The organism is Enterococcus sp. AZ104 (assembly GCF_050546705.1).
Classification (GTDB): Bacteria; Bacillota; Bacilli; order Lactobacillales; family Enterococcaceae; genus Enterococcus; species Enterococcus faecalis.
The window spans coordinates 2,355,649-2,382,009 of record NZ_CP172952.1; the positions used below are offsets into that span (position 1 = coordinate 2,355,649).

The window sequence follows — 26,361 nt, forward strand, 5'->3', positions numbered from 1 at the left end:
ATACGGTGTACAGCTCTCCTCCTTTTATTGAGCTTGCATAGATTTTTTTATTCAATCTAGTTCAGCAACTATTTCCAACGTGTCTCACGACATGGTTATCGGAAATAATCTGACAGCTCGGCACTAATCTGTCATCAATATGGCTCTATTTAAAGATACTACTGCCACCTTGTGCCCCATTCAACGGCTGGCACACACCACCTCAACAAGACTTATAACCTCGAACAAAAATTTCATTCTTGTATTATTTCATCAAATCGCTTAAAATAATATTGTCTAGGTATTACTTTAAGTGTTTGCGAAACAGAAATTCATTTTCTTCTCGTGAACGCTTTTTTGTTTATCTAATTGACGAGTTAAACATTTCGTTTAACTTATATTAAGAATATACCTTTTGAAATAAAATGTCAACACTTTTTGTTTAACTTTCTCAATTTTATACACAAAAAGTTTATAATGTACTTATAGAGGAGGTAAAACCAGTGCAACCATTAGCAAAAAGACTACAGCTTTTAAGAGAAGAAAAAGAGTGGACAAAAACATATGTTGCAAAACAACTAGGATTAAATAACTTAGGAACCTATGCAAACTGGGAATACGGAACACGTGAACCAGATTCGGAAATGCTATCAAAAATCGCTTCCCTATATGATGTATCTACCGATTTTTTACTAGGTAGAACAGAGGAAAGAATACATCTAAACGACAAGGAAAAAATTGGGAAAAATATCATTTCTCATTTTCGTCTAAATACTTCTGATATGGACATAGAAGATATAGAAGAATTAGAAGAAGAATTAATCGATTTTCAAGATTTTCTTATAAAAAAAGCAAAAGAAAAAAAGAAACGTAACAAAAAAGATTGATTGGACTGTTGTTGGTGAATTTTATTAGTAAAGAACTCTATTTTGAAGCATTTAATTTTTCAAACGAATTAATAAAAGAAGTATCCTACTATTCTTCCAAAAATATTGAACAAGTTAAATGCTTTGATATTGAAAAATATGTAAAAGAAGTTGAAGATGTTGAATTTGTTGAATACACGTTTCAAAAACAACTTAAAAGGCGGATGCTTGGTTCAATTTCTAAAGTAGACAATGAAGTCATTATAACAACAAACAAGGAATTAATGTTAGAACGAAAAAATTTCACTAAAATGCATGAGATTATGCATTACTACATAGATATACCTAAAATTAATAATGCAACCCATACTTTTTCTGATATTCTTTTGAAAAATGGTTATTTGATGGAAGATTTTCCAAAAGAATATCGTGCTAATGTCGGTGCTAGCATGTTAATGGCAAATGACCAAGCATTATTTTACGCATTAAAAAAATTTTATTCATTCGAAGAAATTGCACAATACTTTTTTATGAGCAAATCTGCATTAAGAAATAGACTCATCGAGCATCTTATGTATGTAAATAATTGTACTTTTGCACACGCTAATACACTTTTTAACAATTATTACTTTCATAAAGAAACTGATATCTACAGATTTATTTTCAATTAGTTTTTATTTTTAATTATTCATAAAAGGAGTGTTACATAATGGATAAAAACGTAGAAAAAAAATGCCCTGTAGAGGCTTTATCTAATATACTTGGAAAAAAGTGGATTCCCCAAATAATAGAATCCCTAAACGGAGGATCTATGCGCTTTGGAGAAATTTGCCGATTGCTTCCGAATAGTTCTCCAAAAATGATCAAACAGCAACTAAAACTTTTGGAAGACAATGAAATTGTTAAGAATGAAAAAGAAGTTTTCAATAATACTACTTCGTCTACTTATTATTTGTCTGAAAAGGGAAAAGATTTAGCAACTATTGTTTTACAGATGAAATTATGGGGTCAAAGAGAATTAGATTGTACAAATCTAAAAAATTGAAGTTCATTTCATAACTATAGAAATGAACTTCAATTTTTTATTTTAGTAAATCATTTAAAGATTCCGACATAGTAGGATGGGTATACACTCTATCACGTAATACTTTATAGTCCATATTAAAATCCATTGCCAACGAAATAAGATTTATTAATTCATGAGATTCTGCACCATATAAAGAAGCTCCCAAAATCTTTTCAGTTTCTGCATCTATTATTACTTTAAAAATTCCTACTGTCTGATCAATAATATGGGCTTTAGGTATAGATTTTACAGGTAAACTAAAAACTTTATAGTTTACTTTGCTTTTTTCTAGCTCTTTTTCTTTTATTCCAACACTTGAAAAAGGTGGTGTTATAAATACACTGTACGGTATATTACCTCTATTCATAGTATTTCTCTTTTTGTCACCATAAAGATAATCCACTATTATTCTATAATCATCTAAAGAAATATAGGTAAATTGTAGACCCCCTTTTACATCGCCTATTGCCCAAATATTTTCCACAGATGTTTTTAAAAATTCATCTACAACAATAGCCCCATGACTATCCGTTTTTATATTTGTGTTTTCTAATCCTAAGGTATCTGTATTAGGTTTTCTACCTGTAGCTACAAGCAATTTAGACACTTCTACTTTCTTTATTTTACCAGCTTGAGTATATATTACTTCAGTATAATTATCCTTATCTATGATATGGTTTATAGATACGCCTAACTGAATATCAATTCCCTTATCTAAAAAATCTTTATATATTAATGTTGAGATATCTTCATCTTCTCTAGGTAAAAATTCAGAGCTAGCATCTAAAATACTAACTTTGCTTCCATAAGAATTAAACATTGATGCAAATTCTAACCCAATGTAACCAGCACCTATAATAACTATTTTTTCTGGTGCTATTACTTGTTCCATAGCAGTTGTAGAATCTAAAACATTTTTACTTTTATTTAACCCATCTATAGGTAATTTGATAGCTTTTGAGCCCGTATTAATAAAAATACGTTCACCTTCAACTTGGATTTTCGTATTATCTGTCTTAGTGATTTGTATGATTTTATCTGATAAAAATTTAGCTTTTCCATTTAAAATAGTTATATTCTCTTCTTCAAAAAGGTTATTGTAATTTTTTTCTCTCAACTTACTTGTCAAACTATTTTTTATTGAATGCGCCGTTGACATATCTACATGTTTTTCTCCATTAATTATTAAAGATTTTGAAGGTATACATCCTACATTAATGCATGTCCCTCCATACATTAGTTCAGATTCTTCAATCATCAATACCTCTTCACCACGCATAGCAATTTCTTTTGCTAGTGTTTTCCCTCCCTTTCCAAAACCGATAATGACATTCTTATATTTTTTCATAACAATCACTTCCTTTCATAAAGTAATTTTATTAGTTATTGTTCAAGCTATCAATTAGTTACTTTAAAGTAACCAATTAATGCAAATAATACTGTAAAAAATTGCTCTTACTTTTTTTGAATTTCCTTTTACAGTTTCAGTTTATCTCTTATCAAAATCTGTTTTAAAATAAAAGAATAAAGATTAAAAATTACATTGTGAATTATTTGTGAATTTAAACATTTTACATGCTAATTATTTAAAAATAACAAACTTAAAATAACAAGTGTAATTATATTAAATATTTTAAAAAAAGATTTTTACACCAAAAAAATAACAGATTTATTTTTTCACATTTTGTTCACAATATGCTATACTTCTCTAAATACAATAAATTAAAATAGAAAGGACGATTATTATGCGTAATAATTTTTTTAAAGTTGTATTTCTTACCTTTATATTCACTACGTTATCTTTCGGTATATCTTTTACAAATGTACACGCTTCAGGTAATAATTCACTTGTTACTACAGAATACACGTTATACGATAATTTAACCTCAATTGAACAAGAAAATCTTATTGAAAAAGTACCTACTAGTTCTGTCACTCATGACAAAGAAAATTTTAAGTTAGTTTTTAAAAAAGCAGATTCTGCTACTAATTCAATACTACCCACAAATAATACTAAGTTAGAATTACCTCAAAAAATAAGTAAGACTTCTTCAAACACTTTACCAAAAACTGGAGCTATGAAAAATAATATATTAATTTCACTACTTGGTTTTTCCGTATTAGTTTTAGTATTGTTTTTATTAATTTGGAAAAGGAAACATTTAAAAACTTTTCTATCATTATTAATTGTTTTAGGCGGAAGCAATTTCTTTACCAATTATGATGAGGCACACGCAGATGAAGGTATACTACCAACTGTTGACTCAACTATACTAACTAAAGGATCTAATTATACTCCAAATGTAGATTTGGCAGGATATAAATATATTGGTTATCTTCACACGTATTCAAACGACAATAAGCCTTTTGTAAAAGAAGGTCAGGTTATTGTAAAATATAAAGATTCTAATGGGGATACTCTTTCTAAAGATATTATTTTAAAAGGAAATATTGGTGATTCTTATGCCGCCGAACAAAAATCTTTTGAGGGGTACACTTTCAAAAATGTTATAGGAAATACATCTGGTAGCTTTACAGAAGCCCCACAAACTGTTACTTTTATTTTTGAAAAAAGTCCTATACCTACAAGTACTGTAACTGCTAGTTATCAAGATACAGACGGCAATAAATTATCTGATGATATTACTTTGACTGGTGCTATTGGTGATTCTTACACTGCGGACAAAAAGATTTTTGAGGGATATACTTTCAAAAATGTTATAGGAAATATATCTGGTAAATTTGAAGAAACCCCACAAACTGTTACTTTTATTTTTGAAAAAAATCCTATACCAACAAGCACTGTAACTGTTAGTTATCAAGATACAGACGGCAATAAATTATCTGATGATATTATTTTGACTGGTGCTATTGGTGATTCTTACACTGCGAACAAAAAGACTTTTGAGGGGTATACTTTTGATACTGTTCAGGGTTCTATTACGGGTACTTATTTGAATGAAGCTCAAACTGTAGTATTTATTTATAAAAAAGAACCTGTTCTAGGAAACATAACCTTAAAACAGTCAGGTTTTATCAACGCTACGGATAGAGGATATATTAAACCTAATTTTTATAAGGTAACCTATTATGACAAAACAGGTAATATATTAAAAACTGAAGAAATTGATAAAGACACCACTATATCAGACGAAACAATATCAACTAATGTTGGTTCAGAATATACTGTTTATTCAAAAATAACCTATGAATGTTATTCCATAAACACGGGTGAACGTCTAGCATGGGGAGATTACGAATTAGTTGCTAATGACCCTGAATTAACATCAGGCGTTTTGAAAGAGACTAATTTAACTATTGAATATACTTTTAAAGATTTATCTTGGGCGTAAATAATAAAAAGCAGTCTCCCCGAAAGGATCTCTTTCTTAAAGAAATCCTTTCGGGGAGACTGCTTTTTATTTCTTATAATATGCCTTACTTACCTTTTAATTTCTATTAAGTTAAATGCAATAAAAATAATATACTACTTAAAATCAAAAAAATCATCACAGAAATCTATTGTTTTTAATGGGCCAAGCAGGATTTGAACCTGCACTATCTCCCAAGTGAGCTACTGACCCTTAATCTTAAAATCAATTATATAATTAATTTATTTATCTAACAACTATTAACCCTATAAAAATTAGAAAAATAAGTTAAAAAACTTATACTCCTTTTTTCCCAATAAAAGGAAAAAATTTAGCAGTTCGTTCTGCATATTCTTGAAAATCTAAACGATCTTTATATTTTTCCTCCAATAACGGAACACCAGAAACGAAAAGCAATAATAACGTAATAACAAGCGGGCTTACAATCAGCCAAATTTCATTTATACTACTCATAGATAAAAGGAAAATCCCCCACCAACTGGTTGCCTCACCAAAATAATTAGGATGGCGTGTTAAGGACCACAATCCTGTAGTTAATAATTTCCCCTTGTTTTCAGGATTTTTTTTGAACTTCTCTAATTGATAATCTCCTAAAAACTCAAAAACGAAACCTATTATCCAGATAATTATACCTAAATATTGCCACCATTTAAAAGTAGTTTCTCTATTAAAAAATGCTTGAATCACAGGTAATGCAATAATACACAGTAATATGCCTTGTAACAAAAATACATTCAGAAAAGCTTTTAAATAAACATAATGGTTCCCCCAACGTTTTCTCATGTTTACGTACCGATAATCTTCGGGCTTATTCCAATTTCTTCTTGCTAAATGCCAAATCAACCTAATGCCCCATATAGTTACTAACGCTAAAATAATTATTGACTGATTAGAATGTACTCCTGTTTTTAAATAACATGTCCATGCGACAACAACAAATCCTCCTCCCCATGCAATATCTACCAATCCATAATTTTTCTTATAAGTTGAAATTGCAAACCATATTAAAAAATATATTAATAACACTATTCCAATTGTTAAATAAATCATTCGTTTTCCTCCTTCTTTATACCCGCAATTGCAATGCTACCTATACCCGCACTAATAGCTATTGCTGCAGAACTATCTATGACATCGCATGGTTTACCTGTTATTATTTCAACTTTATCCGAAAGCATTTTCGCATTTTCATAAGAAGAAACATGCGCAATTGCTACTTCTTCTAATTCATGCTTTTCTACTAAACCAGAAATTATTTTTGTAATTTTGTTAGTACTATGTTTCTGGTTTAAATAAATTCCCTTTAAAACGCCCCGACCAGATTTATCTAAACTAACGATTGGAACAACTGATAGCTTCTTTAATACTCTTCCTAATTTTTGAGGTATTCTACCGGATTGAATCATCGGCTCTAAGTCTGCCACAGCAACATAAATAAATGTTTTTGAGCGAAGATTCTTCAATTTTTTAACTATAATTTCAAATTCAATATTTTTTTCAATTAGTGATACCGCCCTCTTCACTAAAAGTCCTTGAGCTACAGAATTAGTTTTAGAATCTATCAGCTTGATCCATTTTTCTGATAATCCCATTTCTTTTATTCTCTGCGCAATTAATTGATATGTTCCACTGAGTTCTGAAGAAACGGTTAAAACTAATACATGTTCATATTTATCTTCCAAAAAAGAAAGTAATGCATCCACGGATGGAATGGTAGGTTGTGCTGTACTAAGATTTTGCTTATTTACTATCTTCTCTTTAATTAATTTTGCATCTAAAGTTAGCTTATCTAAAAAAACTTGGTTATCACTTAGTATATTGATGGGTAAGCAATGTACTTGATGTTCCAGAAGATAACTACTTGGTAAATCTGCAATAGAATCAGTCACAATTGCAATAGGAGATTTTCTTTTTTTTGTAACTAAATATTGCATTAACATATCATCTACTTTTTGATAAGTAACTTCTCCAAATTTTTCTAGGATTTTTAATACATTTTTTGGTGAATTTGTATGAATATGAATTTTAGATTTCTTTTGATTACCAATTACAATTAAAGAATCTCCTTGATATTTTAATCTTTTTCGCATATCTTCTGTTGTGATTTGCACTTCGTTTAAAATAAATTCTGCACAGAAACGATATTCTGGTTTATCCGTTATTCTATGCAATAAGTTTTTATTTACTCCTGTGCTTACAAGATAAGGATTCGAATCATAAAAATTTTCTTTTTTTTCACAGTACTCCTTTGTAAATCCAAAAATAAAATAATAAAATCCCTTTGCTCCAGAATCCACTAAATTATTTTTTTTCAATACAGATAATTGAAATTTTGTATCTTCAACTGCTCTCTCTGTCACTTGAAGGGCTTTCACAAGCGCCTCTGAAAAAGATTTTGTTTTAAAAAACTCTTTTTCTAATGTGTCAGACCATAATCTAATAACAGAAAGAATAGTTCCTTCTTTAGGATCCATAACAGCTTCATATGCTTTTAATGATGCTGCTTTAAGAGAATTCACAAAGTTACTCGTTGAATTATCAACCTTGGAATAATTTTCTGCTAAAGCATTTAAATATTGCGCAAAAATCAAACCTGAGTTTCCCCTTGCTCCAATTAGAGCAGCCTCTGAAATATCACTTAATAAGCTCTGTATTGAATCAGGTTGAGGTGCTACATTATTTAATATCGAATGCATCAAAGAGGCTAAATTGCTTCCAGTATCTCCATCAGCTACTGGAAAAACATTTATTTTGTTTAACTCTTCTTTATTCTCTATAACTAATTCCGCACCGCAAAATATACTTTTCATAAGACGGTATTTTTCCAACGTTATCATTATATACCTGACCCTTCAAAAAACTTGAGATTTATAAAATAAACAATCCCTACTGTAGCCATAGTCACAAAGCTTCCCCAGATAAGATCGATAACAGTCATTAAGACTGGCCAATTTTTTAATGTAGCTAAATTAGTTAAATCGTATGTTGCATAACAAACAAAACCAAAAAAAGCGCCAGATAATAATAGATAACCTAAATGATTTCGTTCTATCCCAGGAATCAAAACAAAAACTGTTACCCCAACAACATAAATTACATAAAAAATAATTGCTGGAAATATACGCACATCTCCCATTAAATGACCAATAAATTGTTGGTACATCCTTTTTGAAACCACCAATAACCAAAATAAATCAAAAACTAAAAATACAATTGCACTTAAAATAAAAATTTTTAAATATTGATGTATCATACTATACCCTCCTTTTTAAAATTACTCACTCTTATACACCATAAACTACTATAGTCATACATTTAAAAACTTGACATTTTTTTTATTTCTATATACCCTCCTACTACTCGTTTAAAATAACATCCACATCTTGAACATTCATATTCTTTATATTTATGAGGAACTATTTCCGCTAATTGTCCACAATTACATTCTATATAAAATGGAAATTCAATATAATCTTTTCTTATTATAATAATTACCCACAAATCATATTCTTTTCTGAAAAAAAGATTTGTATTTATCGTGCGAGGCTCTATTAGTTTTTTTACTACAAATTTTTAATCCTCGTTTCCATTTTTAAATTTAAAAAAATAATAATTATTAATATATTATAATTGTTGAGCCAAAACTAATCCACTATTTAACTTCGAAAAATTTAGCTATCTTTTTCAATTCATTATATATAGATTATAAATGATTTCAATTTACGTCCTATACTAATTTATTAATACAATTGGACATTTACATATATCTTTTTAACTCAAACACTAAATTCACATCTATTTTTATCTCTATACACATTTAAACTCTTATCTATTTATTTATTACCTCCAACTACTTCTAAACGTTTTGCATAAACTACCATGTCAATTGAGCGGCTATTACCAATGTTATTCCGTTTTACATTGATTCGTGCTACTGGATCAATTAATTTTACTTCTTCACGGCCATTCAACATTTGTGAGTTTCGCAAATGAGGAACAAAAATTTCAAAATCACGTTGCTTTTCGCTTGAAGCGGTAAACACACGACCACGAACAGGTGCCCCATTTACATAAATATCACGTTCTGTTTTATAAACAGCTTTAATTTTACTTCCTAAATTTTTATCACTTAATGCAATTTCTTGAATTCTATTTGCCAAAATAATTTCCTTCTTTCACTAATTTTTATACAAAAATAAACAGTCAACAGCTGACTGCCTTTCTCTCTTTATGCAATTCTTCTTACTAGCTAAAAAACATAACTTGACAAGGTTCATGATAACCTGTCATTTAGATTACTCAATATAGCAAGTAAAGTTGTAAAATCTATCGATTTTTTTCCATTCTCAAGACGTGAATATGCTGCTGCTTCCATTACTCCTGTTCTTGCTTCTTTTTTCTTTAATCCAAAATCCATTCTTAACTGCTTCACTAATGTATTTATTTGCTTTTTTTCCATAATTTATTCTACCCTTTCTAATTATTAATACTTTTCAAATCATATTTTATCACTAAAAAACAGAAGGAAATTTGTACTTATTTATTCATAGAATTTAAAACTTATGTATGTTTAATTTATACCTGCTTCTCTTCTAAAAATAAAAATGTTTTTTTAAACTACTAAAAGTTACTTCTTGTAATAAAATTATCACATCTTTATCACAGTTTGTATAATTTCAAGCCATTTTTAATCAATTCTACTGAACTAAAACCTTTGCGCATAAGCAAAATCTGTCAAAATCACTCTTTCTACTACAAGGTAGAACTAAGAACCCTTCCTTACCATCAGAAGATTCAAACGGTACAGGTCAAAACATTATCTCACATTTTCGTTTAAATACTTCTAATATGGACATTGATGACATAGAAGAACTAGAAGAAGAATTAATTGATTTTCAGGATTTTCTTATAAAAAAAGCAAAAGAAAAAAAGGAACATAACAAAAAAGATTGATTGGACTGTTGTTGGTGGATTTTATTAGTAAAGAACTCTATTTTGAAGTATTTAATCTTTCAAACGAATTAATAAAAGAAGTTGAAGACGTTGAATTTGTTGAATATACTTTTCAAAAACAGCTTAGAAGACGAATGCTTGGTTCAACTTCTAAAGTGTACAATGAAGTTATTATTACAACTAATAAAGAATTAATGTTAGAACGAAAAAATTTTACTAAAATGCATGAAGTCACACATTACTACATAGATATTCCTAAGATTAATAGCAATACTCACACTTTTTCTGACATGATCTTAGAAAATGGCTACTTTCCAGAAGATTAATAAATAGAATAAAGCATATTCTCTATTAAAAAATAGAAAATATGCTTTACACCTTTTTAATGATCTACGATGTAAAATATTTTTAATCAAAAATTAGTTTATATTCCGTTTTTATTCTTCCAAATTCAGTTGTGTATACTTTTTCTATTTCATCATGCCATTTTAAAATACTTATTACATTTATACGATTTTGGTTAATAACATCCATATCCATAATTATAAGTAAGTCATCTAAAGATATTCCCTCTGGATAACATAACAAAATCTCTTTAATTTCATCAAAATTTAGTTTCATACTATACAACCTACCCTTAATAAGCATTAGAACAGCTTGTATACTATCAAGTAATGCAAACTGTTCTAACTATACTACAAATTAACTATTCGATTCGTCTTTTTTTAAGAATATAATATACTGTAAGGATTATTAAAATACCTGTCCCTACAACGAGTAATATATTACTTAGCATTTGATTTTCTCCAGTATGTGGGAAAATACCTTTTGAAGGAGTAAGATTACCTTTATCATTTTGATTGCTTGGAGTATTAGTTTTTTCTGGAGGCGTCCCTTTTGATGGAACTATTGTAGGTATTTCTGAATGCTTTTTATCTCCTTCATTACCAAAGTTTAAATCTGCTTGGTTTGGTATTCCACCATCTTTGATATATGGAGCCAACTCTTCATCCGTTACACTACCTTTGATTTTTGTGGTAATTGTCATGGTATACGTATGACCTGCTAAATAAGTATAGCTATCATCTTTTTTATTAATTTCAAAAACAACTTCGTTGTTTTCTGTACTTAATGTACCGTTCCCAGTCACATCTTTACCATTTTCATCTACTACTGTAACTTCCACAATGTCTAATAAATTATTTACTGAGTCTGTAATGGAAGCTTGTTTCCAATTCATAGTATTGGTTCCAAAAGAAACAGTAATATTCCAATTAAATTTCTGTTTATTATTCTTTAGTACTAACTTCTGTACACCTTCTATATTCTTATGAATAGTAGGTTCGATAGGTACTTTTGTTTCCGCTGGTGGAGTTGGTGGTACGTTTGGATCATCTGTTTCTGCCACATTCGCAATCGTTTGACCTTCTGCTGCTTTGATTGTTTTTACTTTAAACGTAATTGTGACACTTTCCCCAGCTTTAATTGTTTGTTTTACATTTAATACATTGTCTTTCCAGACATCATTATCTTCTACTTTTTCACCATTTACGGTTGTTGTTCCACTTACCAAGTTCACATATTCCGTCGGAATTTTATCGGTGATTGTGCCATTTTCCCAATCGCCATTCCCACTATTTTTCGCTGTGATTGTATAGGTGATTTCTTCGCCTACTTTGGCGTTAGCTTTGTCAGCTGTTTTTGTTAACTCTACTTTTGGTACTTTTGTTTCCGCTGGTGGAGTTGGTGGTACGTTTGGATCATCTGTTTCTGCCACGTTCGCAATCGTTTGACCTTCTGCTGCTTTGATTGTTTTTACTTTAAACGTAATTGTGACACTTTCTCCAGCTTTAATTGTTTGTTTTACATTTAATACATTGTCTTTCCAGACATCATTATCTTCTACTTTTTCACCATTTACGGTTGTTGTTCCACTTACCAAGTTCACATATTCCGTCGGAATTTTATCGGTGATTGTACCATTTTCCCAATCGCCATTCCCACTATTTTTCGCTGTGATTGTATAGGTGATTTCTTCGCCTACTTTGGCGTTAGCTTTGTCAGCTGTTTTTGTTAACTCTACTTTTGGTACTTTTGTTTCCGCTGGTGGAGTTGGTGGTACGTTTGGATCATCTGTTTCTGCCACGTTCGCAATCGTTTGACCTTCTGCTGCTTTGATTGTTTTTACTTTAAACGTAATTGTGACACTTTCTCCAGCTTTAATTGTTTGTTTTACATTTAATACATTGTCTTTCCAGACATTATTATCTTCTACTTTTTCACCATTTACGGTTGTTGTTCCACTTACCAAGTTCACATATTCCGTCGGAATTTTATCGGTGATTGTACCATTTTCCCAATCGCCATTCCCACTATTTTTCGCTGTGATTGTATAGGTGATTTCTTCGCCTACTTTGGCGTTAGCTTTGTCAGCTGTTTTTGTTAACTCTACTTTTGGTACTTTTGTTTCCGCTGGTGGAGTTGGTGGTACGTTTGGATCATCTGTTTCTGCCACATTCGCAATCGTTTGACCTTCTGCTGCTTTGATTGTTTTTACTTTAAACGTAATTGTGACACTTTCTCCAGCTTTAATTGTTTGTTTTACATTTAATACATTGTCTTTCCAGACATTATTATCTTCTACTTTTTCACCATTTACGGTTGTTGTTCCACTTATCAAGTTCACATATTCCGTCGGAATTTTATCGGTGATTGTACCATTTTCCCAATCGCCATTCCCACTATTTTTCGCTGTGATTGTATAGGTGATTTCTTCGCCTACTTTGGCGTTAGCTTTGTCAGCTGTTTTTGTTAACTCTACTTTTGGTACTTTTGTTTCCGCTGGTGGAGTTGGTGGTACGTTTGGATCATCTGTTTCTGCCACATTCGCAATCGTTTGACCTTCTGCTGCTTTGATTGTTTTTACTTTAAACGTAATTGTGACACTTTCTCCAGCTTTAATTGTTTGTTTTACATTTAATACATTGTCTTTCCAGACATTATTATCTTCTACTTTTTCACCATTTACGGTTGTTGTTCCACTTACCAAGTTCACATATTCCGTCGGAATTTTATCGGTGATTGTACCATTTTCCCAATCGCCATTCCCACTATTTTTCGCTGTGATTGTATAGGTGATTTCTTCGCCTACTTTGGCGTTAGCTTTGTCAGCTGTTTTTGTTAACTCTACTTTTGGTACTTTTGTTTCCGCTGGTGGAGTTGGTGGTACGTTTGGATCATCTGTTTCTGCCACATTCGCAATCGTTTGACCTTCTGCTGCTTTGATTGTTTTTACTTTAAACGTAATTGTGACACTTTCTCCAGCTTTAATTGTTTGTTTTACATTTAATACATTGTCTTTCCAGACATTATTATCTTCTACTTTTTCACCATTTACGGTTGTTGTTCCACTTACCAAGTTCACATATTCCGTCGGAATTTTATCGGTGATTGTACCATTTTCCCAATCGCCATTCCCACTATTTTTCGCTGTGATTGTATAGGTGATTTCTTCGCCTACTTTGGCGTTAGCTTTGTCAGCTGTTTTTGTTAACTCTACTTTTGGTACTTTTGTTTCCGCTGGTGGAGTTGGTGGTACGTTTGGATCATCTGTTTCTGCCACATTCGCAATCGTTTGACCTTCTGCTGCTTTGATTGTTTTTACTTTAAACGTAATTGTGACACTTTCTCCAGCTTTAATTGTTTGTTTTACATTTAATACATTGTCTTTCCAGACATTATTATCTTCTACTTTTTCACCATTTACGGTTGTTGTTCCACTTATCAAGTTCACATATTCCGTCGGAATTTTATCGGTGATTGTACCATTTTCCCAATCGCCATTCCCACTATTTTTCGCTGTGATTGTATAGGTGATTTCTTCGCCTACTTTGGCGTTAGCTTTGTCAGCTGTTTTTGTTAACTCTACTTTTGGTACTTTTGTTTCCGCTGGTGGAGTTGGTGGTACGTTTGGATCATCTGTTTCTGCCACATTCGCAATCGTTTGACCTTCTGCTGCTTTGATTGTTTTTACTTTAAACGTAATTGTGACACTTTCTCCAGCTTTAATTGTTTGTTTTACATTTAATACATTGTCTTTCCAGACATTATTATCTTCTACTTTTCCACCATTTACGGTTGTTGTTCCACTTACCAAGTTCACATATTCCGTCGGAATTTTATCGGTGATTGTACCATTTTCCCAATCGCCATTCCCACTATTTTTCGCTGTGATTGTATAGGTGATTTCTTCGCCTACTTTGGCGTTAGCTTTGTCAGCTGTTTTTGTTAACTCTACTTTTGGTACTTTTGTTTCCGCTGGTGGAGTTGGTGGTACGTTTGGATCATCTGTTTCTGCCACGTTCGCAATCGTTTGACCTTCTGCTGCTTTGATTATTTTTACTTTAAACGTAATTGTGACACTTTCTCCAGCTTTAATTGTTTGTTTTACATTTAATACATTGTCTTTCCAGACATCATTATCTTCTACTTTTTCACCATTTACGGTTGTTGTTCCACTTACCAAATTCACATATTCCATCGGAATTTTATCGGTGATCGTGCCATTCCAATTACCCTCACCACTATTTTTCGCTGTAATTGTATATGTTAGTTCATCGCCTACTTTAGCAGTTTCTTTATCTACTGATTTTTTTACTTCTACTTTTGGTAGAAGTTTTCTGTAGAAATATGTTACTTCTTGGGCTGTTTGAGTAAAGGAACCTTCTGTTTTTTTATCTACTTTTACAAACTCATACTGGTCAATATCTTTTTGTTCGCTTTTCCAAGAATCTCCTAATTTACCTGTTAATAGTTCCGAATCTGCTATCTCTTCATTTGTATCAATGTCCTTATAGAAAACAGTAACCGGTGCTACTGGTAATTGATTAAATGATACTAGGTTATATTCTGTACTTGATCCTGTTGATCCTGTAAAGCCAAACCTAACCAGTTTTCCGCCAAACGTTTGATTTAAATCACTTACATGATAATTTGTAGGATTAAATCCTTCTAACTCGTAAGTAATTATTTGATTAGCAGAATCCCAATGAACTTTGAAGTTTTTCCATTTGTTTCCAAATACTGGGTTGGTATCTGTCCCATACTGCACATTGTTATGTGTCATTTGCCCAAAATTACCACCATGTCCAGTATCAATACCTGAAGCACTAGCATAATCTGAACTGACATCTTTATTGGTTTCTAAAACGGCGATATGCCCATTGTAATTTACTTTTTGTAAATTTTGCGTTTGGCCATCGCCTATAACATCAATACCTAATTCAGAACCGCTCCCATTGTAATAAGTATCCATCTCGAAAGCTAAAGCATTTTTTATCTTGGCTTCGCTCGAAGTGCCATACGTACCAATTCCCCATCCTGTTTGTCCATATGCTTTATTTTCATTTGAATCATTTTGAAGAACAAAATTTAAACCGTCTCCATGTTTCTCTGGATTGATAGGATTATACATATACACATAGGCAGACATATCAAAATCATTTGTTAAGTCAATAACAGTATTAGCCCACATTACGCCAAACTGTCCAGTGCTATTAGGATTTATAGTTACAGACTGAGGATAATCATCATTCACAGAGGCCGCATTACTAGCATTCCCTAAATTGGGTACATTAAAATAATCTAATATGTTGGTACTAGAAGCAGGGGGTGTAGGAATATTAGCATCTATATTTGATCTACTTTCAATGACTCTTTTTATTTTGGATTCTTCTTTATCCTGTAGTTCTTTTTTCACAGAAGTGGATTCCGTAGAATCTACATTAGAATTATTTTCCACTTCATTTTTTTGCTCTTTATTTAAACTATTAATATCTAATGAATTACTAGATTCACTATTTGTAGAACTTTGCTGGGCAGATTCTCCGTCTTCTTCATTCTTTTGTGTTTCTTCTTGTTGTTTATTATTTTCTGAACTTGTAGTTGTTGTAATTATTACTGGTTTAGACATATAGGTTTGACTATCTTGCCTTATAACCTGTGCGTACATGCGTGCTTGGTTGTTTTCCACTGTATCACTTGTAACCAATATCAGATTTGTCCGTTTGATATTTTGTTCTTTATTTTTGAATGCAATTTTTACTTGATTTGTATCTTCATTATAATTTACAATACTTGCATCACCTAATTGCAAATTAGTTTCTGTTAGATTTAACTTTGTCGATTCTGGTAAAGTTACTATTGCCTCTTCATCTTCTTTATTTTCATCAACAAAAGTAATAGTTTCTTCTTTTCCTTGTTCTAAAGTAATTTCTGATATTTTAGTATTATCTTTTTCAAAATAAATATCTTCGACAATAGACTCTTGATTGCTAATTGTTTCAGCAAATGCAGTAACTCCAGCAATGTTTTGCCCGACTACCATTATTAATGTGCCTACTATTGACAAACTCTTTTTCCAGTTCATATAATGTATCCTTTCATTTAATAAATTCTCTCTGCTTTAGATCCATAAAGCATTGTTCCAGAAAGATTAAATAAAACTTTTCCTAAAATACTTTCTTCTGAATCTTTTTCAATTAAGTACGGCGGATTTTCTAAAATAGTTATCATTTTATCAACATCATCAAACCTATTCTTCTTTTTTTTCTTTTCTATTTCAATATTTTTCTTTTCCTTTTTTATTTGTACTTCTGGTTTTTCAGAAGTTTTCTTTTGATTATCACCAAAATGTAGTTCTGCTTGATTATCTATCACCTGAGCAACTTGTATGAGTTCATTACTAATGAACTCTTGAAAAGTATCGGTCGATATATTTAATAACATTAATGGAGCTAATAGTTGATAACTAAATAGAAAATATTTACTCATGTTTCACCTCCTTTCAATTTGACAATTAGATCACCAAACAATTTCCATTCATTTGGCCCAGGTGGATTTTTCCAAATTACTTGCCGACATCTTATACCCTCTAAAACAAAATCGGATATATAAATTTGCGTTTCATTTGTAATTTTATGCTCAAAAACTATGTTCAAATTTTTAAATGACCTTATACTATTTTGGATAAATTCGTTATAAAATTTTCCATGAGAAAAGTCCACACATACATAAATCACTTCTTCTATAAAATTTGCTGGAACTATAGTAGTTAATAGAAATAAATAATCATAATATACTTTCACTTTTTCTTCTTTATCTTCAAATAATTTTTCTAATGAACTCTGACCTAAATAAGTACGTACAATTGAATCACATTTAAAATATATTTCTTGAAAATAACTTTTTTGATTCTCGAATACAAAGGTTGCCTCTTTAAAGTGAAAATACAACCACTTCTGATTAATTCTAAATATTTCTTTTCTTATTTTTTCTTTAATTTTAATGTCTAAAATAACAACTTTTTCTAACTCCTTTACAAAGTTTCCACTAATATCTAATGCTTCTTTATTATCTTTAAAATTTATCTTCCATTGTAGATCATTAATCAAGTTCTCTGTGTAACAAAAAAAGAATATATTTTGTATTTCGTTTTGGGTATCTAGGTTAGATTTATTTTTACTGCTACCGTATAACTTAAAATAAGGATACAAATCCAACTCAGGAACATCTAATACAGATTCATCTAGAAAAAAGTTTTTTTCTTTTCGTATAAAGGAAATACCAATAAAAAGTTCAAGTCGATATTCTTGTACTTTTGTAGGATAAATATTTTTATTTACTAATAGTAAATTTTTGAAGCTATTAATTCTTTTATTTAATTTTTGAGAGAAAGGCTTAGTTATTCCGCAATAAAAATCATTAAATAGCGAGAAAAAAAAGGAGCGTACCTTTAGCTCTCGTCCTACTATTTTCAAATTTTTAACTTTAAGTCCATAAATTTTTAAATTATCTTTCAAGATTTTTAATTCATTGTAAATAGAAGCTCGGCTAACATATAATTTAGTAGCTAATGATTCCGCACTTTGATTGCTACCAACTAACATTTCATATAATAATTGATACTGCTTGCTCTGCTCCAAATAATACAATCGTAATTTTTTAGTTACTAAGTTATTAAAACCTTGTGCTCTTATTTCTCCTGAAGTATCTACAACTATGCTGATTTGTAAGTTTAACAATTCACTATCTTCTTCAATATCTTTTAAAAATCTATCTATTTTATATTTTGAAACTCCTAATGCCTCCATCAATTGCGCTTGAGAAAAAAATGTATTTTGTTTCAACTCAAGCAACTTTACAATATAATATTTGTATCTTTGATCTTCATCTAAAAAAACATTAAAGTTCATAGCACAGCTCCATTTCTACTCAACCAATATTAGTTTAATTAATCAGTCTTTTCTATAGAAAATAATCGTTTTTTTCTATATATTTTTCAAACACAAAAAATTTTTTAGACTAAGTTAATTTATTGTAATGTCATGCTTACAATACTTCAAATTTTCAATACTAAATACCTTTAAAAATGTCTATTATTTTTTTATTCACGCAAAAAAACGTAGAATGATAGTAAGTATTTCATTCACATGATCAAATTTTTTTTTGCTATAATTATTTGGTAGAAGTTCATAACTTCTATTACAATCTATCTGATATAAAAACTAGCGGAAACTAGTTTTTATGTCTTCTTTATATTATTATGTACAAGCGAAAATTCATTTACTAAATAAAAAAGGAACAGTTATCTATTAACAATGTAGTGCGCCCCCAAAGTTAGATTTTTTAGTCTAACTTTGGGGGCGCACTATGCAATGACTGTTCCTTTTTTTATTATTTTTATTCAACTCCAATATAGAAATTAAAATTAAGATTCCTATTATTTTAATAGAGACTTGACCTCCACAGTTTGCTTGCTTTAATAAAAAGCAAGCACCACTAACGCAAAAGCTAGAAATCATTACTTTTTGAACTTAATTACTTTGCAAAAAAAAACATTGCAAATCAACCAGTACTATCTATACTTTCAAAAAAACTACTATACAAAAACATAATTATTTTATATTTACTATAATTTAAACTACAGTCTGAGCTTATTATAATTCATTTTTTTATCGTACAACATTAAATATTCTAAAATGATGACACTACTTCTTACAGTTATATTTCAAAAACCTTGCTAACTGATTGTAATACTACTTCATCTTCTTCATGAGTAGTTAAGATAATACCCTTATCTTCTGATATTTTAATATCTATAATCTTATATAACATTTTTTTTCTTTTCTTATCTACAAAAGCAAACGGTTCATCTAAAATATACCATTCTCTTTCTAAAGACATCAAAATAAGAGCATAAAGGAACTTTTTTTCCCCTCCTGAAAGCATTCCCCATTGTTTTTTAAGCAACTTATCAATATCTTCACGCTTAAGAATTTTATCGCTTAATTGATAAAAAGATTGAATACTTTTTTTTCCGTCCAAACCATAACTAAATTTCAGAAAGTCCATTCCTGATAAACGATCAGAAAAATATATGTTTTGATTAATATATATGATACTTTCATTTCCTTTAATTACAGTTCTTTTTGCCTTTTTTACTCCTGAAATGTAATCTAATAGTAAGGTTTTTCCGTTACCATTATCACCAGTAAATAAATTATACTCTTTTAAAATATTCATACTTATTTTTTTATCTACATAAGGAATATTTAAATCCTTTATTTCGATCATAGCTTTACCTTCTTTCATTTGAAATCGGTTCAAATTTAACTATAGAATACATACTAATAAAAACTAAAAATATTGAAAAAGTAACATATTTGAAGACATCCATATTTTTATGTTCAATTAAAACATTAGATAAAATTGACAGAGGGTTATATTTATTTAACTCTATATTCGTATTTAACAATATAAATAAACCAAAAATTAGCATTGTAAATATTGAATTTATAGTATTAGCATGCACTTTTTTTATTAGAGTTAAATTGTAACTAAAAAATGCAACTGGTAAACACGCTATAATAGTAATAAAGCTATATAAAAAAAGACGGAGAAACGATAATGGTAGTAAAATAACCACAATCAAATTAAGTAAGTTTACACTGATAAAGCTAAACATAATTTGCGTTAATAGATTGCCTAAAAAAAATGCCCAAGGTGAATTATTTATTGAAAAAATTGTTTTTAAGCTTCCATATTCCTTTAATTGTAATGCGTAAACTCCTACTCCATAAACATAGGAACAAACAACAATATATACCCACCAATATGCCAATTCCCATTCATTTGTTACACTTCTATAATTCATAAAAAAAGTAATTACAGGTAAGGCTATTGACCACAATAAAGGAATTTTATCTTTCAGTAACATTTTAATATTAAACAATGCATATGATTTAACTGAGATAAACATTTTCACTCCTCCTTACGGAAATGGTAACAGTTCTGAAAAATTTTTTCTTTTTAATTTTAATATATTCTCTACATTTAATATTATTTCTTTCGAAAAATTTCTTGGTGCCATGTTGGGGAACCACTTTGGGTCAAATACCTTCACTACTTTCACATTCTTAGCATGATTATTTTCAAACATTGTAATATACGGATACATATTAAGAGAATTACTTATATTTTTGATAGTAAATGTATGACTAACTTTTTCTATTTTCTCTTCATTATTCAGAATAATAAATTCACTACCTTCAAGATATGCATATAAATCTTTAACTTCTTTCGAGCTCAATCTATCAAAATAGTCATGATAAATGTCCTTATTGTCAATTACTAATCCAGAGCCTTGACTAACTTTTCCTTCTTTATATTTTGAATGCGATGTAGCAAAATATTGTAATATTTCTTTTTGTGATTTTATTACTGCTTTTCTTGCTGATTGACTAGTTCCCAAACCCACTGCTTTGTATTTTTCACCATACCCAACGGCAAGTACCACGTAAAGGTTCTTACTTAAAGATATATTATAATATTTGACATTGTCTAAATAATTAGTCAAATATCTGTCTATTTTTTTTATTTCTTCTATCTTATCTATATTTAATTGCTGAGCCTTAGTATGAAACAAGAAGTTAGTAATATAGCTCTGTCTTTCAAAGAATTCTTTATACGCTGTCCATATTAATGGCTTTGATTTTTTATGCGAGGCCATACCAGAAGAATCAACAAAACTATTCTTAAACAAAATCATATCAAGATTAACTTGTTTAATGCTTCCATCAATTAAATTCGTAGCAATAACCGTATGCTCTTTTGGTGAATTTTCGTTGATGAGTGTTTCTCGCTCCAAATACTCTCCTAAAGTTGAAAGAATATGCTGCCTTTTATTCTTTAAATCAACCTCATAGGCTTTGATAGGTCTTTTAGAATATTTTTCTATATATACGTTATAGTGATGTGACATAAATAAATCCTCATTTAAAACAAAATTCACCTTATTTCTTAAAAAACCTTTCAAAAGTATTCTCCTTTCTATCATTGGATAGGACAATCAATAGAATAATCAATTAAATATCTCTTAATAATCTCTTTATCTTTTTGTCTTTCAATGTTTATCTTAATTGGTACAGAATTTAGTAACTGTTTGGATATACATTTTATTGTTTTAACTCCTCTATTTATGTCATCTCCAATTACGGAGATCTCAACATGGTTAATCCAATCAGCAGTTTCAATGTATTTCGTAGCTTGTATAGAATCTTTTGTAATAACCTTGTATGTTTCATCCATAAACTTTACTTTTTTTAAAATTTGTTTATGCAATTTATCAGAAAATTTATTTGCTTTTGCTAAGGGATTATTAAAAGTTTGCCACTCTATTCCCTTAGCTTCTTTCAAGGCTAAAATTAGAGATTGTTCCATAGTAATACTACAACATACACCTGAGGTTAGTAATTTCCCTTCTAAAAACCCCATCACGATCACTGTTGAATAATTACTAAGTTCACGAACTACATAAATTTTAAACATATTTGAAATAAAATTATAATCATTAATTAAGTCATGAATTTCTTTATCTTGTTTTAACTTTTCCCCTTTCAAACCATACCAAAAACAAAACACTTCATTTTTCTCAATCAATTCTGTTAGTGCCTTTTGGATTATTACTTCTGAAAGTTTTCCAGATGAAGTTCCTGTCGTATCATTAAATCCGAACTCATGATTTCCATATCCAAATTCTGAATATTTTCTGCTACTTACAATATTTTTTTCTAAATTTACAGAAGAAATAGTTTTATTTGTACTTAATGGTATCCCTAAGAAAAGTCTTTCTAAATATTCATTATAACTTTTAATAAGTGATAACTGTTTATTTTCGTCAACTGAGAAAGCACTACCTGCTGTCGTTCCTTGCTTAATCTTGACACGTGAAAAATTCACATATCCAATATTTATATTTGATAAAAACATATCACTTTTCACACCGTAGGAACTTTTATTCGTGAATATCATTAGTTAACACCTCTAAAATTAAAGCTTCCATTAACAAACATTTTCTCAAGTTTATACCTAATCCATTTGTCAGTTGTTGCTCTGGTACTAGCATTTCGTTTATTATTATGTTTTTTTCTTTACTAATCGCTAATTGACTGCTTTTAGAAACATAACCAATTTCTTTTATACCATTTGTGTACGCCTTTTTTTTATATAAACAAATTGCATCCTCTATGTTTAAAAAAAAAGCTAATACCAGTTTATCATTTACTATTTCTCTAATCTTAGTTACATCAGTTTCATATAGAATCAAAAAATTATTTTTAAAATCAAAAGAATAACAACCAGTATTTACATTCCCTATTTTTTTTGTTATGGCTAGTATTGGCATACTAACTTTATATATAAAGGAAGCATAATTTTTTTGTAAATCACTAACTAACGTTTTTATAAAGACAGGTAACTCATCAAAAGAATATACCGCTAACCTAATATCCGAGTATTTCACATTATAAAGACCTAAAACATCGCTCAATTCATCTAAATTATTCTCTTCTACTTGTTTATTCACTACCCTTTGTTGATATTTTAACGTATCAATTAAATATGCTTCATCTAATAGTACATTCCTATATTCATTCCAATAATAATCACTCATAGCAATCACAATACCCCCAATGATAAGCAATATCTTTTGTAACTAAATGATTATTTAAATCAATAGATAAAACTTCATCTAAGTCACATTTCATTAAATCGCTATCCAAATTCCTCATTATGGTATAAACTATCGTAAAATAATCATCCTTTTGCAACGGGTATTCTATAGCAAAATTTTGTGATTTTGTATAAAGTAAATCTATAATTGTCTGAAAATTAGCTGTATCAGAAGTTATTTCTCCTCTTAATTGGCTTTCTAGTTCAGAAAAAAAACATATTGGACATGGATTGTACCATTCCCTTTTATAGAAATTCGAAAAATAAATATGATGATTATAGCTAAAAATTATTTTAATGACTACATTCTTTTCCTTGGCTATATTTACAATATTTTCATATTCTTTAAAATTGAAAGCCTTTAAAAATACTATAAGCAATTTACCATCCATATTTTTAGACTCTAAGTGGGAAATACTACTCTGATGACTAATTGTAAATTTTTCGGAAAACACGTAATCGAATAATTCAGAAAATTCAGAATCATCGGTATATACCAAAACCTCATTAACCTTATTATTTTCTATATCTAGCTTTTTAATTAATTTATTTTCTTCTAAAAAGACCAGTACATTATTAATCATGTTGCTCCTAAAATAATTAGATAATAGAGATTCCTCAAAATTTATTACTTCATTTTTTTCTAAATCTTTTAACATTCTAACTAAATTTTTATTAGTAATAATTATCGAAGATAGTTTTGTTTGAAAGAATGTTTCTTTTTCACTAAGATCATGCCATATAAAAGGGTTTACTTTATACATTTTTTCACTCCTTTTTAATTGATTATGTAAAGAGGTAAGTGCGTCCACTTACCTTATGAAGTTTCTATTCTTCTAATCCTGTGGCACCCCCACAACAACAGCAGCAACAACAACAACAGCCACCGCCGCCGCCTCCACCACCGCCTCCACCTTTAGAGACAGTAATGTTCTCAACGACAGAACCATACCCAAACCCATATAATTCAGTCTCTTCATTAATTGCATTTGGGGTTTTTTGCGACACTAAAACTTCTTCAACATTCATTTTAATACACCTCCGTTATAATTTTATCAATATTGATGAAATTATTTTACCACTATCCAATCAATTTTCAAGCAAAAACTCATCTTATTCTAATTAAAAAACGTATTTTTATACTGAAAAATCTAAAAATCTTTGATTAGACAACAAAAACAAAAAAATTAATAACAAAACAACTATCATTAATTTTTCTATTTTTATATCAATGAAAATTCTAACAAAAATAATTTTTAAAATATTTATTTTATCACATTAAAATTATAATATACAATGCATATTCGCATATTTTCGGATTTTACCTCTTTAATAACAATTGTGAATAACTAGTTTTATGAATTGATACTTACTATAAGGAAAGCATATTGTTTAATAACAAAACATATTTAAGTATTTAAAAAGCAACAACCGCTAACACAAGAGCTAACAATCATTGCTTTTTGAACTTATTTACTGTACGAAAAAAGACATTAAAAACCAGTATTCTCAATACATTTCAGCAGAAACTACTACCTGAAATCATAATTTCTGTATACTTCACTCAATTAATTCCTCTCTGTTCCTGTATCTTCACAGGTCAATGTCTTTGCAAATTATACATCAAATAAGGGGCGTTTTTCTAGTGCTTAGTCGAAAAAAAATAGTTGATTCATAAGTTCATTGTCTTATGAATCAACTATTTGATAACTTTCTCTCTTGCTTATTGCGCATTCAGGATCCACATGAATCCGACAAAAACAAAGAACAAGCCATACATAATTGGCGAAACTTCTTTCCCGCGTTTTGCCGCAATCATTGTAATTGGATAGAAGATAAAGCCTAAGGCAATCCCATCTGAAATGCTGTATGTCAATGGCATTCCTAACAAGATTAAGAAGGAAGGAATCGCAATTTCCATCTCGTTCCATTTAATTTTGCTTAAGGATTGTGCCATCAAAACACCAACAATAATCAACGCTGGTGCTGTAACTTGCGAAGTGACAACTGCTAACAAAGGAGAAAATAGCAAACTGAAAATAAATAAAATCCCGGTTGTAATAGCTGTGATTCCTGAACGACCACCCACAGCAATCCCCGCAGATGATTCGACATATGCGCCAACTGGCGATGTCCCTAATAGAGAACCAGCTAACATCGCTGTTGAATCAGCGGCTAAAGCTTTCCCCACACGCGGCATTTTATTGTCCTTCATAAAACCTGCTTGATTGGCTAAGCCCACCAACGTACCAGCGGTATCAAAGAATGTTACTAATAGGAACGTTAAAACCACGACCCACATTTGAATCGTATTGATATCTTTCACATGTCCTAACGCCACTAAAAATGTTGATTCTAAACTTGGCGCGCTTGAAATAATTTTATCAGGCATTGGAATAACGCCTGTCGCTAAACCAACAATCGTTGAAATTGCCATCCCAATAAAAATACCACCCGGTACTCGACGAACTAACAAAATTGCAGTTACGACTAAGCCGACAATGGTAACCCACGTTGAACCAACATTCAAAGGTCCTAAGCCAACGAGTGTCGCATCATTAGCCACAATTAAGCCACCTTGGCTTAAACCAAGAAAAGCAATAAACAACCCGATCCCACCTGAAATGGCAAATTTCAAGTCTGCAGGAATTGCATCAATAATTAGCTCGCGTAATTTAAAAATTGTAATTAAAATAAATATCAATGAAGCCACAAAAACGCCTGCTAATGTCGTTTGCCAAGGAATCCCCATACCAACAGAGACTGAATAAGCAAAGAATGCATTAATTCCTAAAGCTGGTGCTGTCGCAATCGGATATTTCGCCAACACACCCATTAAAATACAACCTAAGGCACTCGCTAAAGCGGTGGCAGTAAAAACAGCGCCTTCGTCCATGCCAGAAGCACCAAGTACGGTTGGATTAACGAACAAAATATACGCCATTGAGATAAACGTGGTGAAACCAGCTAACATTTCTCGTTTCATATTCGTATTCAATTGTTCAAGTTCAAAATATGAACTTATTTTTTCTTTCAT

General features: G+C 30.1%; 22 protein-coding genes and 2 pseudogenes. 6 read left to right on the forward strand and 18 right to left on the reverse strand.

Features of this window, described 5'->3' with window-relative positions:
- Positions 1-482 precede the first annotated feature (482 nt).
- From IGJ37_RS11305 to IGJ37_RS11315, 3 genes are read left to right on the forward strand one after another with little or no spacing between them, the layout of a single operon-like run.
- Entirely contained in the window at positions 483-866 is a 384-nt protein-coding gene (locus IGJ37_RS11305) for a helix-turn-helix domain-containing protein (protein WP_010824178.1), read from the forward strand.
- A complete protein-coding gene (locus tag IGJ37_RS11310; protein WP_174112997.1) occupies positions 863-1,516 on the forward strand; it encodes an ImmA/IrrE family metallo-endopeptidase in 654 nt (217 codons plus the stop codon). The genes IGJ37_RS11305 and IGJ37_RS11310 overlap by 4 nt, the downstream gene beginning before the upstream one ends.
- Positions 1,517-1,554: 38 nt before the next feature.
- Positions 1,555-1,890 (forward strand): winged helix-turn-helix transcriptional regulator, encoded by a 336-nt coding sequence (locus IGJ37_RS11315; protein WP_002402309.1) that lies wholly within the window; start codon positions 1,555-1,557, stop codon positions 1,888-1,890.
- Positions 1,891-1,927: 37 nt separating this feature from the next.
- Here IGJ37_RS11315 and IGJ37_RS11320 read toward each other — a convergent pair whose 3' ends face one another.
- Positions 1,928-3,259 (reverse strand): FAD-dependent oxidoreductase, encoded by a 1,332-nt coding sequence (locus tag IGJ37_RS11320; protein ID WP_174115031.1) that lies wholly within the window; start codon positions 3,257-3,259, stop codon positions 1,928-1,930.
- Between the two features lie 397 nt (positions 3,260-3,656).
- On the opposite strand from IGJ37_RS11320, the gene IGJ37_RS11325 reads away from it, so the two are divergent.
- Complete coding sequence (locus IGJ37_RS11325) at positions 3,657-5,264, forward strand: MucBP domain-containing protein (RefSeq protein WP_142477124.1); 1,608 nt, start codon at positions 3,657-3,659, stop codon at positions 5,262-5,264.
- Between the two features lie 315 nt (positions 5,265-5,579).
- On the opposite strand, the gene IGJ37_RS11330 is transcribed toward IGJ37_RS11325, so the two are convergent.
- From IGJ37_RS11330 to IGJ37_RS11350, 5 genes are all read right to left on the reverse strand, one after another.
- Positions 5,580-6,353: a DUF1295 domain-containing protein gene (locus IGJ37_RS11330; RefSeq protein ID WP_174113029.1), complete on the reverse strand. Its 774-nt coding sequence runs from the start codon at positions 6,351-6,353 to the stop codon at positions 5,580-5,582.
- On the reverse strand, positions 6,350-8,140 hold the full coding sequence (locus IGJ37_RS11335; protein WP_142477126.1) for a DegV family protein: 1,791 nt from the start codon (positions 8,138-8,140) through the stop codon (positions 6,350-6,352). The genes IGJ37_RS11330 and IGJ37_RS11335 overlap by 4 nt, the downstream gene beginning before the upstream one ends.
- The gene (locus IGJ37_RS11340; RefSeq protein WP_142477127.1) at positions 8,140-8,553 is read right to left on the reverse strand and encodes a DUF2177 family protein; all 414 of its coding nucleotides are present in this window, start codon (positions 8,551-8,553) and stop codon (positions 8,140-8,142) included. Before IGJ37_RS11340 ends, IGJ37_RS11335 begins: the two co-directional genes overlap by 1 nt.
- Positions 8,554-9,136: 583 nt before the next feature.
- On the reverse strand, positions 9,137-9,463 hold the full coding sequence (locus IGJ37_RS11345; protein WP_002365226.1) for a hypothetical protein: 327 nt from the start codon (positions 9,461-9,463) through the stop codon (positions 9,137-9,139).
- Between the two features lie 113 nt (positions 9,464-9,576).
- Positions 9,577-9,762: a helix-turn-helix domain-containing protein gene (locus IGJ37_RS11350; RefSeq protein ID WP_142477214.1), complete on the reverse strand. Its 186-nt coding sequence runs from the start codon at positions 9,760-9,762 to the stop codon at positions 9,577-9,579.
- Between the two features lie 347 nt (positions 9,763-10,109).
- Between IGJ37_RS11350 and IGJ37_RS11355 the strand changes: the two are divergent.
- Together IGJ37_RS11355 and IGJ37_RS11360 are read left to right on the forward strand one after the other, a co-directional pair.
- Positions 10,110-10,256, forward strand: a pseudogene (locus tag IGJ37_RS11355) (helix-turn-helix domain-containing protein); the annotation flags it as partial.
- Positions 10,253-10,579 (forward strand): annotated as a pseudogene (locus IGJ37_RS11360) (ImmA/IrrE family metallo-endopeptidase); the annotation flags it as partial. The pseudogenes IGJ37_RS11355 and IGJ37_RS11360, both read left to right, overlap by 4 nt.
- 85 nt (positions 10,580-10,664) lie before the next feature.
- Here the strand turns inward: IGJ37_RS11360 and IGJ37_RS11365 are convergent.
- The 12 genes from IGJ37_RS11365 to IGJ37_RS11420 form a co-directional block, all read right to left on the reverse strand.
- Positions 10,665-10,877, reverse strand: a complete 213-nt coding sequence (locus tag IGJ37_RS11365) for a hypothetical protein (RefSeq protein ID WP_015543579.1) — start codon at positions 10,875-10,877, stop codon at positions 10,665-10,667.
- A gap of 85 nt (positions 10,878-10,962) precedes the next feature.
- Positions 10,963-16,641: an isopeptide-forming domain-containing fimbrial protein gene (locus tag IGJ37_RS11370; RefSeq protein ID WP_430598921.1), complete on the reverse strand. Its 5,679-nt coding sequence runs from the start codon at positions 16,639-16,641 to the stop codon at positions 10,963-10,965.
- 59 nt (positions 16,642-16,700) lie between these two features.
- Positions 16,701-17,087, reverse strand: a complete 387-nt coding sequence (locus IGJ37_RS11375) for a hypothetical protein (RefSeq protein ID WP_174113033.1) — start codon at positions 17,085-17,087, stop codon at positions 16,701-16,703.
- The gene (locus tag IGJ37_RS11380) at positions 17,084-18,508 is read right to left on the reverse strand and encodes a helix-turn-helix domain-containing protein (RefSeq protein WP_142477162.1); all 1,425 of its coding nucleotides are present in this window, start codon (positions 18,506-18,508) and stop codon (positions 17,084-17,086) included. The genes IGJ37_RS11375 and IGJ37_RS11380 overlap by 4 nt, the downstream gene beginning before the upstream one ends.
- A gap of 808 nt (positions 18,509-19,316) precedes the next feature.
- Entirely contained in the window at positions 19,317-19,907 is a 591-nt protein-coding gene (locus tag IGJ37_RS11385; RefSeq protein WP_002365260.1) for an ATP-binding cassette domain-containing protein, read from the reverse strand.
- Positions 19,894-20,574 (reverse strand): hypothetical protein, encoded by a 681-nt coding sequence (locus IGJ37_RS11390; RefSeq protein WP_002365261.1) that lies wholly within the window; start codon positions 20,572-20,574, stop codon positions 19,894-19,896. Before IGJ37_RS11390 ends, IGJ37_RS11385 begins: the two co-directional genes overlap by 14 nt.
- Positions 20,575-20,586: 12 nt before the next feature.
- The gene (locus tag IGJ37_RS11395) at positions 20,587-21,630 is read right to left on the reverse strand and encodes a YcaO-like family protein (RefSeq protein WP_010711509.1); all 1,044 of its coding nucleotides are present in this window, start codon (positions 21,628-21,630) and stop codon (positions 20,587-20,589) included.
- A gap of 17 nt (positions 21,631-21,647) precedes the next feature.
- A complete protein-coding gene (locus IGJ37_RS11400; protein ID WP_002399541.1) occupies positions 21,648-22,625 on the reverse strand; it encodes a hypothetical protein in 978 nt (325 codons plus the stop codon).
- Positions 22,609-23,265, reverse strand: coding sequence for a hypothetical protein (locus IGJ37_RS11405; protein ID WP_085443165.1), 657 nt, complete (start codon positions 23,263-23,265; stop codon positions 22,609-22,611). The genes IGJ37_RS11400 and IGJ37_RS11405 overlap by 17 nt, the downstream gene beginning before the upstream one ends.
- Positions 23,258-24,088 (reverse strand): McbB family protein, encoded by an 831-nt coding sequence (locus IGJ37_RS11410; protein ID WP_002365265.1) that lies wholly within the window; start codon positions 24,086-24,088, stop codon positions 23,258-23,260. The genes IGJ37_RS11405 and IGJ37_RS11410 overlap by 8 nt, the downstream gene beginning before the upstream one ends.
- A gap of 64 nt (positions 24,089-24,152) precedes the next feature.
- A complete protein-coding gene (locus tag IGJ37_RS11415; RefSeq protein WP_002365266.1) occupies positions 24,153-24,353 on the reverse strand; it encodes a hypothetical protein in 201 nt (66 codons plus the stop codon).
- Positions 24,354-25,047: 694 nt separating this feature from the next.
- Positions 25,048-26,361, reverse strand: coding sequence for an NCS2 family permease (locus tag IGJ37_RS11420; RefSeq protein ID WP_252671692.1), 1,314 nt, complete (start codon positions 26,359-26,361; stop codon positions 25,048-25,050).

Bases quoted from the DNA above. Each gene is read 5' to 3' on its own strand.
- IGJ37_RS11410 (WP_002365265.1), bottom strand. From the start codon at position 24,088: ATGTATAAAGTAAACCCTTTTATATGGCATGATCTTAGTGAAAAAGAA.
- IGJ37_RS11330 (WP_174113029.1), bottom strand. From the start codon at position 6,353: ATGATTTATTTAACAATTGGAATAGTGTTATTAATATATTTTTTAATA.
- IGJ37_RS11325 (WP_142477124.1), top strand. From the start codon at position 3,657: ATGCGTAATAATTTTTTTAAAGTTGTATTTCTTACCTTTATATTCACT.
- IGJ37_RS11350 (WP_142477214.1), bottom strand. From the start codon at position 9,762: ATGGAAAAAAAGCAAATAAATACATTAGTGAAGCAGTTAAGAATGGAT.
- IGJ37_RS11385 (WP_002365260.1), bottom strand. From the start codon at position 19,907: ATGAAAGAAGGTAAAGCTATGATCGAAATAAAGGATTTAAATATTCCT.
- IGJ37_RS11315 (WP_002402309.1), top strand. From the start codon at position 1,555: ATGGATAAAAACGTAGAAAAAAAATGCCCTGTAGAGGCTTTATCTAAT.
- IGJ37_RS11405 (WP_085443165.1), bottom strand. From the start codon at position 23,265: ATGAGTGATTATTATTGGAATGAATATAGGAATGTACTATTAGATGAA.
- IGJ37_RS11320 (WP_174115031.1), bottom strand. From the start codon at position 3,259: ATGAAAAAATATAAGAATGTCATTATCGGTTTTGGAAAGGGAGGGAAA.
- IGJ37_RS11420 (WP_252671692.1), bottom strand. From the start codon at position 26,361: ATGAAAGAAAAAATAAGTTCATATTTTGAACTTGAACAATTGAATACG.
- IGJ37_RS11415 (WP_002365266.1), bottom strand. From the start codon at position 24,353: ATGAATGTTGAAGAAGTTTTAGTGTCGCAAAAAACCCCAAATGCAATT.
- IGJ37_RS11390 (WP_002365261.1), bottom strand. From the start codon at position 20,574: ATGTTTATCTCAGTTAAATCATATGCATTGTTTAATATTAAAATGTTA.
- IGJ37_RS11335 (WP_142477126.1), bottom strand. From the start codon at position 8,140: ATGATAACGTTGGAAAAATACCGTCTTATGAAAAGTATATTTTGCGGT.
- IGJ37_RS11375 (WP_174113033.1), bottom strand. From the start codon at position 17,087: ATGAGTAAATATTTTCTATTTAGTTATCAACTATTAGCTCCATTAATG.
- IGJ37_RS11365 (WP_015543579.1), bottom strand. From the start codon at position 10,877: ATGAAACTAAATTTTGATGAAATTAAAGAGATTTTGTTATGTTATCCA.
- IGJ37_RS11370 (WP_430598921.1), bottom strand. From the start codon at position 16,641: ATGGTAGTCGGGCAAAACATTGCTGGAGTTACTGCATTTGCTGAAACA.
- IGJ37_RS11380 (WP_142477162.1), bottom strand. From the start codon at position 18,508: ATGAACTTTAATGTTTTTTTAGATGAAGATCAAAGATACAAATATTAT.
- IGJ37_RS11400 (WP_002399541.1), bottom strand. From the start codon at position 22,625: ATGATATTCACGAATAAAAGTTCCTACGGTGTGAAAAGTGATATGTTT.